Raw genomic sequence first — 17,783 nt, forward strand, 5'->3', positions numbered from 1 at the left:
CAATTAATGATGGATTTGTAGTTACTCCACAAATGACACCCATTTCATTAGCTTCTCTAATTTCCTTAACATTAGCAGTATCAATAAATAATTTCATTGTAAAAATTCCTCCTTTAATTTCCAACATATAAGGTTAATCGATAACAATTGTACGTACATGTAATTTGTACTACACTTGTATTTTAAGCCATTTATCCATATAATTCAATATATTTTGAAAGTTTTTAATACTATTTTAAAATATATACTAGAATTAAAGTATTTTCATATATAGAATTTAAAATATTATATATAAAAAGTAAATATAATTATATCAAATATAAAATTTTTACAATACTACTTGTACGTATAATCTGTAAATGTTATAATAATTTTCTACAAGTTATTTAATGATTAACCTACAATAAGCTGTAAATTAATTCCCACTATTTTATATTGTTTCTAAATTTCTATTATATATAGTGGTCAATATTTAATAAAAAGACTTTTTGTAATATAATAATTAAATATATTAAAAAATAAGCAGGTGTAATATATATGTCAGTAAAAAAACCAAAATATCAACAACTTAAAGACTATATAATATCAGCAATTAATTCAAATGAATTAAAGGTAGGAGACAAAATATATTCTGAAAATGAATTAGCAGAAAAATTTGAAATGAGCAGACATACTGTAAGGCAAGCTTTAGGAGAACTTGTTAATGAAGGATGGCTATATAAAATTCAAGGTAAAGGTACTTTTGTTGACGAAAAACATAATAAAACAGCAAGTAAATCTAAAGTTGTAGCTGTTATTACTACTTATTTAAGCGACTATATATTCCCTTCTATTATAAGAGGCATAGATACTGTACTTTCTGAAAACGGCTATAATATTCATTTAAGCTGCACATATAATCAGCATGAAAAAGAAAGACTCTGCCTTGAAAATTTATTGAATCAAAATGTATCTGCAATAATCGTGGAACCTACTAAAAGTGCTCTGCCAAATCCTAATATTGATATGTATAAAAATTTTATAAACTTAAATATACCTATTTTATTTATTCATGGGTGCTATAAAGAACTAAATTGTTCTTATATTGTTGAAGATGATACTGAAGCTGGATTTTTAGCAGCAAAACATCTTATAGAATTAGGTCATAAAAATATTGGAGGAATTTTTAAAATTGATGATATTCAAGGGCATATGAGATTTGCTGGATTTCAAAAGGCTCTTTATGAAAACTCAATAAAAATTTCTGATTCTAGAATTCTTTGGTTTGAAACTTCTGATATAGATGATAATTTTAAATCTAAATATACTTACTTTGAAAAAATATTATCTAATTGTACTGCAATAGTTTTCTACAATGATCAAACTACAATTAAATTTATGGATATTATAAGAGAAAAAAATTTAAATGTTCCTGAAGACATATCTATAGTAAGTTTTGATGATTCTCAGCTTGCAGTAGCTTCTGAAATTAAACTTACAACAGTTGCTCACCCTAAAGAAGCTCTTGGAAAAGAAGCTGCAAAAGCAATAATAAATATGATTAAAAAAAATCAAGATTATTATAATATAAAAATGAAACCTAAATTAATTATAAGAAAAAGTACCAAAGAATTAACATCTAATATATAAAAAGCAGATTAAATTAGTCTGCTTTTTATATAAAATAACTACTTTTACTTAAATCTAAAATAATATTCTGAAGTTTCATTTGTTATAGCCTTAAATTTATATCCTGAATTTTTATAATAATTTATAATTTCAGGAAGAGCTATAGCTGTATTTTTATTAACTTGATCACAGTGAAGAAGTAAAAATATTCTTGAGTAAGACTTACCCACTACATTGTGTGATTCCATAATTAATTTATTAACTGGAGTATTATAATTTAATCCATCAGAAAGACTTGCATTCCAATCATATATTTTATAGTTTTTTTTGTGAAGCCTATCTAAAAGTTCAGAATTTAAAAATGGTTTGCTTCCTCCTGGAAATCTAATAATATTAGGTCTAAAGCCAAGTACTCTATTTACTTCTTCTGCAGTATCATCCATTTCTTTTATAAAATTATCATAACTTGAATAAATTTGATTATATTTATGAGAAAAACTGTGAAGTCCTATAGAATGTCCTTCATCATACATTCTTTTTAAAATATTTTCTCTTCCCTTTATTTTACTTCCAACTACAAAAAAAGTTGCTTTAACATTACTTTCTTTTAAAATATCTAATATTTTATCACTTACTATATAACTTGGTCCATCATCAAAAGTTAAATAAATAACTTTTTCTTTTTTGTATTCTTCCTTACTATCTTTTGTATCTTTTGCTAAAACTATTTTTGAAGTTATCATGCAAAGAATTAATATTAAATAAACAAATGAAAAAATATATAATAAGAACTTTTTATTTTTTTCTCTCATGTCTTAATCCTCCAGACTAAAAATTAAATTATCTATTTTAGTATAACCTAAAATAGATAATTTAATTTTTTTGTCCTTATTCTTGACATGTTATATTCCCTTTATATAATTTTCTATTTTCTAATGAAAATATTTTTTCTGAAAAACTTCCTATATTAGTTTCTCCAAGGACTCTATTCATATCATACATTCTTGCGTCTATTATATCTAAATGATGTAATAGCTCTGCTTCTGGAAACATTGGCTTTACCGGGCTTCCGTATTCTGGCTCATAATGATGAGAGAGTATCATATGTTGTAACATTATAGTTACTTCCTTATCTGCTCCTACATTTTCAGCTGCTATTTCCAAATTTTTAACACCTTGAATTATATGCCCTAAAAGCTGTCCTTCTACTGTATATTCGCTAACTATCCCAAGATTATTAGCATTCATTTCTTCAATTTTTGCCATATCATGAAGTATAATGCCTCCGTATAATAAATCTTTATTTAAATATGTATATATTTCACAAAGCTTTTCTCCAGCTTTAAGCATTGTAAGTATATGATATAAAAGTCCTGATTTTATAGAATGGTGATTTTTCATAGCAGCAGGATAATGCATTAATTTTTCTTTATTTTTTTCTATAATAAATTTAACAATATTTTTTATATCTTTATTTTTTATACATGAAATATATTTAGTAATTTCACTGTACATAAAATCAGCTTCTAATGGTGCAGTCTCTACAAAATCCTCTATATTAACTTTATCTTCTTCTACTGCTTCTCTTAATCTTTCTATTTTAAGCTGTAATGAATTTTGCCAAAGGTTTACTAATCCTCTTACCTTTATAAGCATATTTTGAATATATCTTTTTTCGTCTCCGTCTGAATATTCCCAAAGCTTTGCATTTATTTCACCAGTTTTATCTCCTAAAGTAAAATCCATATATTTTTTACCATTTGAAGAAGTTTTTAATTCTACAGACTTTACAATAAAAAATCCATCTATCCTTTCATTAACTTGAAACTCATTAATTTTTTTTAATTCCAATGAAATTCTCCTCTCTTATACAAGTTTACTAAAATTATATGTTAATAAATAACTTTTCATATATTATCTTACTATCTATATTAATATATAAATTTAATCTTTTATAATCAAAATATACTTATAATTATAAGTAATTTTTAATATAAGTACAATTTAAAAGTATATTATAATCATTTGTATGTTGTTATAATATTAAATCTTTAGACAATATATATTGATTAACACACAATATAAAATAGCTTTCACTATACAATTTATATTGTCTTTAAATATATTTATCTCTACATATAGTAATCAATATTTAATAAAAAACTTTTGTAAAATAATAATATAATTTATAGTTTATTATAAATTAATTATATTTAGCAATGAATTAAATTTTTTTATTAAACAATAATATATATGTATAATATTTTAAAGGAGTGTGTTAAATGTCGCTAAAAAATGCTATGACTGCAGATTTTTTACGTTCAGCATATGGTGGAGAAAGTATGGCTCATATGCGATATCTTATTTGGGGAGAAAATGCTCAAAAAGATGGTTATCCAAATATAGGAAGACTTTTTAAGGCTATTGCATATGCAGAGTGGTGTCACGCCAAAAATCACTTTAATGTATTAAAAGAACAGGTAGGAGATAACACTGTTGCAGCAGGTGGAGTATTTGGAAATACAAACATTATAGAAAATCTTCAAGGTGCAATTAATGGTGAATTACATGAAGTAGAGCAAATGTATCCAGTTTATTTAGAAACTGCAAAATTTCAAGAAGAAAAAGATGCTCAGCGTTCTTTTCACTTTGCTTTAGAAGCTGAAAAAATTCATGCTGAAATGTTTAAAAATGCACAAAATTCAGCTAAAGAAGGAAAAGATATAGGAAATGAAACTATATACATATGCCCAGTTTGTGGTTTTACTGAAATTGGAGATAATGTAGAAAAATGCCCAGTTTGTGGAGCTAAAAAAGAATTATTTAAATCATTTTAAAAATTTTTAAGGCAGGCTTTTAGTTTAAAGCCTGCCTTAAATTTAAATATATTAAATTTTAATACTTTATTATTTCTCCATTACTAAATAAATATATATATTTTTCTTTAGGCTTTTCTCCTATTATACTTTCTATTGCCTTTGCATAATAATAAATCTGTCTTTCATATCTTTTTTTAATTTCTTCCATATTTTCTTTCGTTATATAATCTGTTTTATAATCTAAAAGAACTATACCATCTTCTTCTTTAAAAAAACAATCTATAACTCCCATAAGAAGAGTTTCTTCTTTTTCATAAATTTCTTTTGAAAGGTTATTATTTATCTCTGTACTTTTTACTCTTATATGAAATGCAACTTCTCTTTCTATATCTTTCTCTAAATTATTTACTTTAAGCATTCTTTTGCCAATAGGTGATTTAAAAAAGTTTAAAATTTTATCTATATTTATAGTTTTTGCCTGTTCCTCTGTAAGAAGCTCTCTTAAGACCATAGATTTTACTTGTTTATCTATTTCATTAAAACTACCTACATTTTTTAAATCAATATGCTGCATTACAAAATGTAAAACTGTTCCTCTCTCTGCAGCTGATAAGCCTTTCCTTTCCTCTAAAAAAGCTGGTTTTTTAGATATTTTTTCTACAAACATAGGCGTTGTATAATCATCTTTTTCAGGATTATTTATAAGTCTTTTCAGCTCTGTAACTGAAAGCTTTGCAGGTATTTTAGAAGCTTCTGTATATTTATATGAAAAACTTAATCTTCTCTCTACTTCCTTCTTAAACTTACTTTCAGGTTTTTTATCTTTTATTTCTTCTAGATATCCACAATTTATTTCTTCACCTTCGTTTTTATCCACACTTTCTTCTAAAATATTGTTAACAACCTCTTTTTTATCCCAAAGTTTAATTTCCCATCTTGAATTGTTAGAAGAAATTTTCCCTATTTTAAAATCTTCTACTTTAGCAATATTTCTTAATATTTCACCATCTTTATGCTTAAGTATTGCAAGTACAATCCATTCTAAATAACTCTTTGCATTAAATGCAGCATACTCTGGGACATTTTCATTATTTTTTTCTAAACTATCACACCATTTACTTAAAGAAGCTTCTATATCATTTAGCATACCGGTTATAATAAGTTTTTCCTTTGCTCTTGTAAATGCAACATATAAAATCCTTATTTCTTCAGAAAGAGTTTCAAGTTTTATTTTATTTTTAAGTGCCATTTTAATTATAGTAGAATGCTGTATTCTTTTTTCAGGATTTATATACTCTGGTCCAATTCCTAATTTTTGATGATAAAGAATTTTATTATTTAAATCCATCATATTAAAATTTTTCCCGCTGGATGAAAGTATAACTACTGGAAATTCCAATCCTTTACTCTTATGTATGCTCATAATTCTTACTACATTTTCATTTTCACCAAGTATCTTTGCACTACCCATATCTCCACTACTATTTTTTAATTTATTTATAAAATTTACAAAATTAAATAATCCTCTATAACTTGTTTTTTCAAATTGTCTTGCTCTTTCAAAAAGTATTCTCAAATTTGCTTGTCTTTGAACTCCACCAGGCATAGCCCCAACATATCCATAATATCCAGAAGATGTAAATAGATACCAAATAAGTTCATCTATAGGCATAAATTGTGCTTTATCTCTATAATTTTCTAAATTTTCCAAAAAGTTTTTAACTTTTTTTAAGGTATTTTCATTACTTTCATTTTTACTACCTTCAGCAAACTTTTTAAGAGCTATATAAAATGGTACTTTATTATCTACAAGCCTTATGTCTATAAGTTCTTCTGGAGTAAAAGAAAATATAGGACTTCTTAAAACTGCAATAAGAGGAATATCTTGAAGAGGATTATCTATAATTTGAAGTAAAGACATCATAGTTCTTATTTCTATAGTTTCAAAATATCCATTACCTGTATCTGCATATACAGGTATTCCTTCTTTTTCAAATTCTTCTACAAATATTGCTGCATAATCTTTTGTAGCACGAAGAAGTACAACTATATCTCTATATTGAAGATTTCTATAATCATTTAAGCTTTTATCAAAGACTTTAAAATTTTTCCCATTTTTTATCATAATCAATTCTTTAATTCTTCTGGCAGCAACTCTGGCTTCAATTTGAATATTATCTAAACTTTCTTCTTCATCTTCCTCATCTAACATTTCTGATACTTCTTTTATATCTTCTGATACTTCTTCTTTTTTATCTTTTTTCTCTATAATATGAATCTCAATAGGTCCTCCTGTTATACTGTCATAATCTTGTATAATTTTATAATCTGCTCCTAAATTCAGTGCCTCTTTATCTGTATATTCAAGCTCTCCTATATTTTTAGACATTAGAGATTTAAAAATATAATTTACTCCATTTATAATTTCGCTTCTGCTTCTAAAATTTTTATAAAGAGTTATAACCCTGTTTTTACTGCCCTCTTCTTTAGAATAATTTTCATATTTCTCTAAAAAAAGTTCTGGTACTGCCTGTCTAAACCTATAAATACTTTGCTTTATATCTCCAACCATAAACACATTAGGATTATCTTCAAATTTTCTTGAAACCATATTTATTATAACTTCTTGAACTAAATTACTGTCTTGATATTCATCTACTAAAATTTCATCAAAATGCTTTCTAAACTCTAATGCTATTTCAGAAGGCACAATTTCATCATTTTCATCTTTAGCCGTTAATATACTTAATGCTAAATGTTCTAAATCATTAAAATCTAAAATACCTCTTTCTCTTTTCTTTTCTGTATAAAGCTTATTAAAATCTAAAACTAAATTCCCAAGTTCTTTCATAAGAGGATACATAAAAATCAATTCTTCTTTTATTTCTTCATTACTAAAGTTAAAAAAATCATTATTTATTTGTTTTATTTTTTCCTTTACTTTTTTATTCCTTATATCTAATAATTTTTTCTTTAAATCTTCATCATAAATATCATTTTTCTTTAATGTTTTTAATTTAGAAAATTTACAGTTTTCAAATTCATATTTAATAACTTCCCATTTTGAATTTAAAGAAAGTATTAAATTATCAATAATATTCATATCATCATTAAATGTATCTAAATATAACTCTAATCCAGAAGAATTTTTAATCATATCTATTGCCTTATTTATTAAAGCTTTAATTTCAAGAAGTTCAAGCTTTACAGTTTCTATAATAACTTTTCCCCATTTAGTTTCTTTAAAATCAAAATCCTCATTTACATTAAAAGCTTCATAAGCCTCTTTAATCCATTTTTCAGGCCAAGGTCCACTCATTACAAATTTATATAAATTAATAACTATATCTTTAAGTTTAGCATCACTTCTCCCTCCACCATAAGCTTCAACAAGTCTTAAAAAATTACTTTCAGTATTTTCTTCTGCTTCTTTATACTTTTCTTCAAAAAATTCATCTATAGTTTCTGATTTTAAAAGTATTTCTTCCGTACTATCTGCAATTCTAAAATCAGGATCTAAATCTATGTGATGAAAATTATTTCTTATAATATCTAAACAAAAAGAATGTATAGTTGTTATTTTAGACTTATTTAAAAGAGTAAGCTGTCTTTGAAGAATTTTAGATTCAGGATTTTTATCTAAAGCTTTAGAAATTGCATCTCCTATTCTTTCTCTCATTTCAGCTGCAGCAGCATTTGTAAAAGTAACTACTAAAAGTCTATCTATATCAACGGGATTTTCTTCATTGCTTATAATTCTAATAATTCTTTCAACTAAAACTGCTGTTTTACCTGAACCTGCAGCTGCAGCTACAAGAAGATTACAATTTCTTGTTTCTATAGCTTCCTTTTGCTCTTTAGTCCAATTAGTATCGCTCATTTATATATCCTCCTTCTCAATTTCTTGTTTCATAAGAGTCCAAATTTCTTCATTCTTCTTTTCATTTAAATACTTATATTTATTTTCTTTTATACTAGCATCAAATTGGCATATACTTTTAAATTCACAATATTCGCAAGGCGTATTTTTATTTTGTTTATAAGGTTTAATACTTATATTCCCATTTAACATATCTTCACAAATATTTATAACCATTTTCCTTGCATATTTTCTAAGAATTTCAAATTCTTCTAATGTAGCACTTGAAGTTTGGCTATCTACAACTCCGCTCTTTTGAGTAACTCTTGCAGGGATTATTAATGAATATCCTTCCTTAGTTTCAGTAATAGTTAAATCCATTGCTTTAATTATTTCTATATCTTTAAGTAAAATACCTTTCATCTTAAGCTCTCTTAAAATAGCTTTTTTTATTTCATCTTCATTGCTGTTTCCATCTACCTTAACTATTGGATCATCTATCTTAAAATAAAATATACCTCCAGGAATAACTCCTTTTTCTATATACTTTTCTTTATTAGAAATAATAGCATCAAGATAAATTAAAAGCTGCAACTGAAGTCCATAGTAAACATCACTTAATTTAAAAGCCTTATTACCTGATTTATAATCAATTATCCTTATATAAATACCATTTTCAGTTTCAAGTTCATCCACCCTGTCTATCCTGCCTATAAGTTCAATTTTATCTCCAGATGGAAGAATAATATCTATTGGAGGATAATCTCCTTTACTTTCAAAAGATACTTCATGTCCTACAGGATTAAATTTACTTCTTTTAACATGTTCACTTATTATATTTACTGACTTTACAAGCACTCTTTTAAGCTTATTTGATATATATTTGTATCTTGGAGAGCTATTTAATATATATCCTGTTTTACCATTAATTTTTTCTTCTACAATTTGAGTTATAGCCTCTTGTGTAAATTTTTCATCTACATCTCTAAAAGTTACAGCCTCTTTATCTAAAACATTTGCAAATTCATCTAATACTTCATGCAAAAATGTACCTAAATCAGGCATAGAAAAATCATATATCTTTCTTTCTTGTGCTTTAAGTCCATATTGAATATAATAAGCAAAAGGGCACTGGGCATAACGTTCAAGCCTTGAAACACTTAATTTAAGCGGATATCCATAAAGTTTTTTAATTTTATTTGAATCAACTTTTGAAACTTGATTTTTATAACTTAGACCGCTAAAAGCTCTTTTACATCTCTCTCTCCATTTTTCATCTTTTAAATACCATCTATATGCATCCCACCATATAGGATTTATTTCTTTCCCTTCAATTTCTTCTTTTATTGCAGCAATAAGCTCATTAAAAGTTGAACTTTCTCCAACAATTTCTCTTAAAGTTTCTTCATCACTGTTTCCTTTTATTATATCGCTTTCTTCTTTAATCTTTGGAAATATTTTTTTCATTCTGGATATTATTATAGAGGGTCTCATGCTTTTCCCTTCAAAATCTGCAATAGGATAGCTTATTCTTAAATACTTTCCTCCTATAGTTAATGCTCTATATATTAAAAACTGCTCTTCAAAAGCTTGTGATTTAGTATCTCCTGCTATCTCTATACCAAGATTTTTTAAATTTTCTCTATCTTTATCATTCAAAATTCCTTCCTTATCTGAAATTCTAGGGAATATTCCATCGTTAACACCAATAATAAATATAGCCGATACTTCATGACTTTTAACACGTTCAATATCTCCTACTAAAACTTCATCTAAAGAAGCAGGAATTACACCAACATCATACTCATTTATACCTATCCTCATTATTTTTATAAATTCTTCAAGTTTTACTTCTTCTTCACCTAAAACTTCAACTAATTGGCTTAAAAGATCCATAACAACATTCCAAACCTGACTGTATTCATTTGCTAAATCTAATTGTTTTTCTCTTTCAAATTTAAGAACAAAATTTTCTATCTTTTCTCCTGCCCTTATTTCAACTAAAAATTCATAAATATTTGTACATATTTCCTTTACTTTGTTTTTACCTTTAACCTTATTTTGAAGTTTTATAAGAGGATTTGCTATTTTATTTTTTATATCATTTATCCTTTGAAAACTCTCTTCTTCTTTTTCTATATTATTAAAGTTATATTCAAAAGAATAATTCCATTCATCTTCAAGCCATTTCTTTCCTCTAATTCCATTTGATAATACATAGTTTTCAATAATATCTATTTCTTCTCTTTCTATATCTATAAGTCCAGTTTTTAAATATCTAAATACTGATTCATACGACCAGTTTTTTGTAAATATCTCCATAACAGAATTTAAAAGTATTATAAGAGGATTACTATTTATATCCCTTCTTTTATCTATAAAATAAGGAATATTATATTCAGTGAAAATAGCTTCAACAAGCTTTTCATAATTTCCTAAATCTCTTGTTACAACAGCTATATCTTTAAATCTTAAATTTTCATCTCTTACAAGCCTTATAATATTAGATGCTGTATTTCTTATTTCACTATACATATTAAGCCCTCTGAATATGCTTACATCTTTAGTATTTTCACTATAAATGTTATATGGAAATTTAAAAAAGTATTTTTCCAAATGAGCTATTTCTTTACTTTCCTTAAATCTAAAAGGAGTTTCTCCGTCTAAACATATTGGTTTTTCATAAGGAATATTATTTTTAGCTGCAATATTAACAAGCTTATTTTCTGTATTTTTAATAGGCATAAATACATCTGTATTATCTGTATTATCTGCATTACCTCCATTTATAAGACAATCTGTTGTAAGAGTAATATTTACCCTTTTACATTTTAAAAACAGCTGCTCAATTACATTATACTGAAGAGGAGTAAATGTAGAAAATTCATCTATCCATATTTCAGCTCCATCATATATAGAAGTTTCTTTCAGTTTTTCTACAAGAAGCATAAGTTCATCTTCTGTATCTATGTAATTTTTATGAAGATATTCCTCAAATTTTTGGAAAATAAGTGATATATCTTGAATTTTATCTTTTAAAACTTCATTATCATTTAATTGTGTTAATACTATATCTAATTCTTCTGGATTTATATTATATCTTTTAAATTCACTTATAATATCTGACATTATATCTACAAATCCTTGCTGCTTCGAAGCTCTTGAAAATACTTTTAATTTATCTTTAACTTCATCTAAAATTTTATATATAAGCATATTTCTTCCTGACGATTTCATGTGAAGCCTTGTTATTCCTCCAACTTCTCCTAACACTACTTGAGCCATTCTTGTAAAACTTAAAACTTGAACTTTATGTATCCCCTTTTCCCCTAATGTATAAACTAAATTTTTATCTGCTTGAAAAGTAAATTGCTCTGGAACAAGATAAATTATCTTTTTATCGTCTTTATTATCTAAAACACTTTTTTTTATATTTTCAAGACAAAATCTACTTTTACCGCTTCCTGCTCTTCCAAATATAAATCTTAAGCTCATAAAACCACTCCTCAATTTATTTTCATAAAAATTATAATTTATGTAAAAATAAAAATACCTTATCTAATATAATTTATTATATCAAATAAGGTATTTTTAAATAACCTTTATTTAAATTATTGCTCTTCCTGGAATTATAAGTTTTTCACCTTCTCTTATATTATCTAAGTTCTCAATTTCATTTATTTTTACCAAATCATCTACAGTTGTATAATATCTTTTAGCTATCTTCCAAAGTGTATCTCCATTTTGAACAACATATATAGTTATACTTGCTTTTTTATCTGGCTTTTCTCCTTCTTTTTGAACAACATTAACTAAAAATTCTTTATTTTTAATATAATTTACTCTTCCATAAGCTTCTACTATTGCTTTAACTCCTATAGTATTAGCTTCAATAGATGCTTCTATGCTTTCAAGATCTAATTTTGCAATACATTGCATATCTATCTTAGCATCTGGAATTTCTACATAAGTACTAAATGGTATTTCATCTTTAATAACATAAGCACATTTATCTTCATCATTAGTCTTATATAAAACTTCAACATTTAATAAACCTTCAATTAATATTTTATTTTCTATAAGCTTTTTCTCTGTTATACAAACATTTCCTGTAGACATAACAATTGAAACTGGTTTTGGAATATCTTCTGAAATTTCTATATTACCTTTAACTATAACTTCATTACCTGCCTGACCATGCATAACATTAAGTTCATAACTTTTTCTTTCCATATCCATAAGTACAGATGGTGAATAAGCATCTTCTATGGTATCTATTTCTTCTTTACTCATAACTTTAGTATTACTTCTTATAAGAATTTCAACATCAACAATTCTTTTTTCTCCAAGATCATTTTCCTTTACATCAAATATCATATCATCTACTCTAAATTCAGAAAAACTATCCATAAAAGAATTAACTTCCTCAGCTTCTAATTCTTTATTAACCAATACATCATCATCAACATAGCATAACTGAGAACTATCTTTATCTCTATAGAGCATATTAACATGGGCAAAAGCTGATACTTCTATTTTTCCATCTAAAACTTTAACTTCCTTTTTGTGAAGATCAACATCGCACTTTAATACTGTTCCTATTTCAGGCTTATCCATTGGAATTTCCATATGTGATTTAGCTATCATCTCTCCATCACAGTTTTTTACAATTTTATCTACAGAAGCACTGTCTTTTAATACCTGAACATCAGAAATTCCCCTTAAATCTTTAACTATTTCAAAATTATAAACCTTATATACTGATGATTTAACTTTTATTATGCCTTCTATTGCTATTTTTCTTTCATTAATAACTACAGGCTCAATATGTTCTATGTAACATTCAGCCTCACAAGGCATATTTCTATTTGCTCCATCTATTTCTATACTATTAGAGAATTTCGCACTATAATCTACATTGTAAACTCCGCTTCTATTTTCATCTTCCTTAGCTAAATATAGTACATTTAATGCAATTTGACCTTCTATATATACTTTATCCTGCATTACTTCTTTAGTTACTATAGTGGGTTTTGCATCAAGTGTTAAAATTTGATACACATCCGGGTGAGTATCTGGTATTACATATTCCCCCTTAATGACTGTATCAGCAGTGTTTTCTCCTAAAAGTTGTTCACATTCTATATTTTCTTTAAGCAAATCTATAGCCATTACTTTGTCCCTCCCATAAAATACCTACTATTAATTTATATAAATGCTTCTATAAAAATATAACCTCCAAAATAAAAAAATTATAAAATATTTTTATAATTTAAAGCATTTGTATATTTTATTTAATTTCAGTATTTTATATTACCTTAATTTGCCATGTATAAATATGTTGACAATTGAATTATTTTGTCTTAATATAGAATATGATTATTGACCATATAACCTCTCATAAATTCTCAATACCCTTTTATACCATAGTTGAAAGATGGAAAAACGCCATCTTTCTTTTTATTATATAAAATAAAATCGGCACTAAGTACTTAGTGCCGATTTTCATGCAAAGACTATTTGAACTGTCTTAGTTAAAACATCTGAATAACTGTATGTCACTGTCCTCTGGGTGTCATGTTCTAGTCTAATAACAAAAATATTAGGATAAGTTTTTTCAATTATACCTTTGTTAATAAGGACTTTCCTTCTACCGCCATTAGCCTTCAAAGTTACCTTTTCTCCAACATGGTTTTCGATGTCTGTCCTTATAGATGCAAGCACATTTATTTTTTCCACATCAAACACCCTCTTTCCACAAATATATTATATATTAAAAATCATTATCTGTCAAATAAACTTAATATTTTACCAGTTAATAAAGTGTTTTGTCAATATTAATTTTTTGTAAATAAAAATAAAAACTTCAAGTCATACTTAATACTTATGACCTGAAGTGTTATTATTTAAATATCCCATAAGTATATTTATATTATTTCCTAAAAATTTTCATATATGCACAATTTTTTACAAAATTTTATGCATAAGATGATTTAGGAAATCCTTCTCTATATTTTCCTCTAGTTTGAAGCCCTCCAATTCCTTTACTACCAGTTATTGTATTTTCCAAAGCATCTTGAATGGAAAGTACTTTTTCAATACTTGTATAAGCAATCCTTTCACAAAGAAATACTGGATCAAGACAATGAATTAAAATCCGAGAAGGTGAACTTGCAAAATTAGCACCTGCATCTAAAATTGCTTCGTAATTACTTTGACAGGCTCCTGCAAAAATAACTAAATCATCATAACTAGGCTCATAATTTCTAAGTTCACTTACTGTTTCTACAAAATATCTTGAGTTTCTATAATTATTTATATTTAAATAATCTTCAGCTCCTTTTGTTATAGCATCGTGACCAGTTATAATTACTATATCTGGTTTTATTTGTTTAACTAAATCTGGAACTTCTCTAGGCTGGTTTTTTTCTTCTATAACTTTTCCAACAACGTCTAATCCTAATTTTTTATATACTTTAAGGCATACATCTAAATATTCTGCATCTCCATCTACATGAAGTATTTTCCCAGGTCTTCCAAATACCATTTCTTTAGTTAAGTTAACCTTAGAACTTCTATAATATCGCTTATTTGTACTAAATCTGTTTATTAATATATTATTTATAGAAGTATTTACCTTCCTATTTAATATTTTTTCTTTTTCTCCAAAAGAATTTGGAACTACTTCCTCTAAATCTTCTGGCGGAGCATCTGCTATAACTCTAAGATTAATTCCTTTAAGAGTATATACAGGGCCATTTTCTGTATCTTTTACATCAATTATTTTAAAAGTTATATCTTTTCCATAAGATTTTCTTACAACAGTATCTCCTATATTCATACCCTCATCTCCAACTTACTTATAGTTTAACAAGTATAAACAAGCTCATATTAAATTTATATTATAGATATCAAACCCGAAATTTTAACATTAATCTAGGAAAATAACAACTTAGTCAATTAAATATATTTTTAATTTATTGTTTCACTATACTATTACATTAAATTTTAAGGTTTGATATATTTTAAATATTAAGCTTTTAAATATATGATATATACAATAAGATTACTTATATTACATACTATGAATTTACAATATTATATGTGCAAAATTATAAATAGGTCATGAAAATAAATGCTTCATGACCTATTTATAAAATATTATTCTTTTTGAGCATATATATTTTTAAACTCTTCTACAAAATTTATAAAATTATCTTGCTCCTTAATTAATTTTTCTATTTTATTGTTAAAAGTATTTTGAGCCCAACTAACTTCATTGTAATAATACCTGTTAGCAAGTCTCCAATATCTTTGAGGAAATAAAAGATATGCAAATAATACTCTATATTCATCTTCCCTTAAAGGACTTATCTCATTATAAGCATCTATTATTAATCTGGCATATTCTATGTTCCAATCTTGCCTTTTAAGAACTTTTGTAATAAAAAGAGATAAATCGTATGTTCTTACTTCTTTTTTACAATAATCAAAATCTATTACATTTACATCATTTTTATTATCTATTATTATATTATGATAAGTATAATCATGATGGCAAAAACTTTTTTCTTCATCAGTTATTCTACATATTTCATTATAATTTGAATTTTCAAGTACTTTTAAAGCCCTTTTACCCAAATTTTTATAAAATTCTACTGATTTAATGTAATTTAAATCAAAATTTGTTTTATTATTTTTTTTCCTAGACATGTCCCTCATTTTTTCAAAAGATTTTATCCTCTTTTCCATAAGATGAGGCCATCTTCCTAAATCACTTTTTAATTTACTGTTTTCCGGTGGTTCATATCCTTTTGATGCTATATGAAGCATTGCTAAATTTTTAGCAGCAATCACTAAATCCTCTTTACTGTAAAAATCACACTCTCTTCCATCTATCCATTCAGAAAGTGTATAAATGTCTTCATTTACCAAAGCGTAAGGATTGCCATCTATATTTAAACAATATCTATCAACTCTAGGAAAACCATTTTTTATAAGATGTTCTTTAGCTCCATATACAAAAAGCAGCTTTTGAGTACCATAGTTTATTTTTTTAAGACATTTCATTCCTTTATTGGTTTTTAAAATGTATACTCCTTTATTTGGTTTTAAACTTTCAATTTCAATATCAAACTGCCTTTCAAGTTCAAATTCTCTCATCATTTTAATCACCGCCCTCCTTTTTATTATGCTTAGATCTATAAATCAAATCCTCTATATAATTTATATGTAAAGTATAATTTATTTATTAACACTTTTTATTAATTCTTAATATAATAAACTATAAACACTTTGAAAGGATACCAATATGAAAATAGGTATAGATGGAAGAGGTGCTAAATGGTATAGGGGTACTGGTATTGGTACTTATACTTATCAGCTTATTTCATCCTTAAATACTATAGATAAACTTAATGAATATTTGCTTTTTATGCCAGAATCTTCTGTGTCAGATATATCTTTTAGCAATAATTTTCATATAGAAAATATATCAGAAGGTAATTTAAATAATTTTTGGGACGAAGTAAATATTCCTAATATACTCACAAATAAAGATATTGAAATTTATCATGTACCTCAAAATGGTGTTGGGCTTCCTAAGGAAAAGAATTGTCCTTTTGTTATAACATTACACGATGTTATTCCTCTAAAAATGCCCGAAACCGTTGGTGAAACATTGCTTAAAATATTTAATAATGATATGCCTTCTATAGTCTCTTCTTGTGATGGTATAATAACAGTTTCAGAATTTTCAAAAGAAGATATTGCCAGAAGTTTTAATTATCCAAAGGAAAAAATATTTGTTACTTATCTAGCTGCTGAAGAAATATATCATCCTTTAGATAGAATTCAATGTGCAGAATTAATAAAAAAATTTTACGGAATTGATGGAGACTATATTTTATATGTAGGTGGATTTAGTCCTAGAAAAAATATAATAGGATTAATAGAAGCTTTTAGTAAATTTATTTCTAAATATAAAAAAGATATAAAGCTTGTAATTGCAGGTAAGCAAGGTAAATCTTATGATATATATAAAAAACGTTCTCAAGATTTAAATATAGAGGATAAAGTTATATTCCCAGGATTTATACCTATAAAATATCTGCCATGCCTTTATAATGCTTCTAAACTTCTTGTATATCCTTCTTTTTATGAAGGTTTTGGACTTCCTCCAATAGAAGCCATGGCTTGTGGTGTTCCTGTTATAGCTTCAAATTTAACTTCTATTCCTGAAGTTGTTTCTGACTGTGCGGTACTTGTAGATCCTTATAATATAGATGAAATATCTAATGCAATATATAAGGTAATTAATGATCATAAATTTAGAGATAAACTTATAATAAGAGGACTAATAAGAAGCTCAGAATTTAATTGGAAGAAAACAGCTAAAAATACTTTAATAGCGTATAATAAAATAATTAATAACTAAATAAAAAACAGAAGGATAATATACACTTTAATATCCTTCTGCTTTTTATTTTATTTATCTA

Annotated in this window: 12 protein-coding genes; 3 read left to right on the forward strand and 9 right to left on the reverse strand. The window is 25.9% G+C overall.

The window, feature by feature from the left end; translation table 11 throughout:
* Positions 1–97: transaldolase family protein (locus EGD97_RS06830; RefSeq protein ID WP_323052679.1), on the reverse strand; the 97-nt coding region annotated here is incomplete at its 3' end.
* Between the two features lie 440 nt (positions 98–537).
* Here EGD97_RS06830 and EGD97_RS06835 point away from each other — a divergent pair.
* The gene (locus EGD97_RS06835) at positions 538–1,629 is read left to right on the forward strand and encodes a GntR family transcriptional regulator (protein ID WP_127836857.1); all 1,092 of its coding nucleotides are present in this window, start codon (positions 538–540) and stop codon (positions 1,627–1,629) included.
* Between the two features lie 44 nt (positions 1,630–1,673).
* On the opposite strand, the gene EGD97_RS06840 is transcribed toward EGD97_RS06835, so the two are convergent.
* Positions 1,674–2,420 carry a polysaccharide deacetylase family protein gene (locus EGD97_RS06840; RefSeq protein ID WP_127836858.1) on the reverse strand — a complete coding sequence of 249 codons (747 nt, stop codon included), beginning with the start codon at positions 2,418–2,420 and terminating at the stop codon, positions 1,674–1,676.
* A gap of 76 nt (positions 2,421–2,496) precedes the next feature.
* Complete coding sequence (locus EGD97_RS06845; RefSeq protein WP_127836859.1) at positions 2,497–3,459, reverse strand: 3'-5' exoribonuclease YhaM family protein; 963 nt, start codon at positions 3,457–3,459, stop codon at positions 2,497–2,499.
* Between the two features lie 431 nt (positions 3,460–3,890).
* Between EGD97_RS06845 and EGD97_RS06850 the strand changes: the two genes are divergently transcribed.
* Positions 3,891–4,445, forward strand: coding sequence for a rubrerythrin family protein (locus EGD97_RS06850; RefSeq protein WP_078683053.1), 555 nt, complete (start codon positions 3,891–3,893; stop codon positions 4,443–4,445).
* A gap of 58 nt (positions 4,446–4,503) precedes the next feature.
* Here EGD97_RS06850 and addA read toward each other — a convergent pair whose 3' ends face one another.
* The 6 genes from addA to EGD97_RS06880 form a co-directional block, all read right to left on the reverse strand.
* Positions 4,504–8,307, reverse strand: a complete 3,804-nt coding sequence (addA, locus tag EGD97_RS06855) for a helicase-exonuclease AddAB subunit AddA (RefSeq protein WP_127836860.1) — start codon at positions 8,305–8,307, stop codon at positions 4,504–4,506.
* On the reverse strand, positions 8,308–11,781 hold the full coding sequence (addB, locus tag EGD97_RS06860) for a helicase-exonuclease AddAB subunit AddB (RefSeq protein WP_127836861.1): 3,474 nt from the start codon (positions 11,779–11,781) through the stop codon (positions 8,308–8,310).
* A 111-nt stretch (positions 11,782–11,892) separates the two neighbouring features.
* Positions 11,893–13,458, reverse strand: coding sequence for a DUF3794 and LysM peptidoglycan-binding domain-containing protein (locus tag EGD97_RS06865; RefSeq protein ID WP_127836862.1), 1,566 nt, complete (start codon positions 13,456–13,458; stop codon positions 11,893–11,895).
* Positions 13,459–13,791: 333 nt separating this feature from the next.
* The gene (locus tag EGD97_RS06870; protein WP_127836863.1) at positions 13,792–14,025 is read right to left on the reverse strand and encodes a Veg family protein; all 234 of its coding nucleotides are present in this window, start codon (positions 14,023–14,025) and stop codon (positions 13,792–13,794) included.
* A 238-nt stretch (positions 14,026–14,263) separates the two neighbouring features.
* On the reverse strand, positions 14,264–15,127 hold the full coding sequence (gene yabG, locus EGD97_RS06875) for a sporulation peptidase YabG (RefSeq protein WP_127836864.1): 864 nt from the start codon (positions 15,125–15,127) through the stop codon (positions 14,264–14,266).
* A gap of 320 nt (positions 15,128–15,447) precedes the next feature.
* Positions 15,448–16,452: a CotS family spore coat protein gene (locus EGD97_RS06880; protein WP_127836865.1), complete on the reverse strand. Its 1,005-nt coding sequence runs from the start codon at positions 16,450–16,452 to the stop codon at positions 15,448–15,450.
* Between the two features lie 145 nt (positions 16,453–16,597).
* On the opposite strand from EGD97_RS06880, the gene EGD97_RS06885 reads away from it, so the two are divergent.
* Positions 16,598–17,722, forward strand: coding sequence for a glycosyltransferase family 4 protein (locus EGD97_RS06885; RefSeq protein WP_127836866.1), 1,125 nt, complete (start codon positions 16,598–16,600; stop codon positions 17,720–17,722).
* The last annotated feature ends 61 nt before the right edge of the window (positions 17,723–17,783 follow it).

Source organism: Clostridium prolinivorans, from assembly GCF_004011155.1.
Lineage (GTDB): Bacteria > Bacillota > Clostridia > Clostridiales > Clostridiaceae > Clostridium_AT > Clostridium_AT prolinivorans.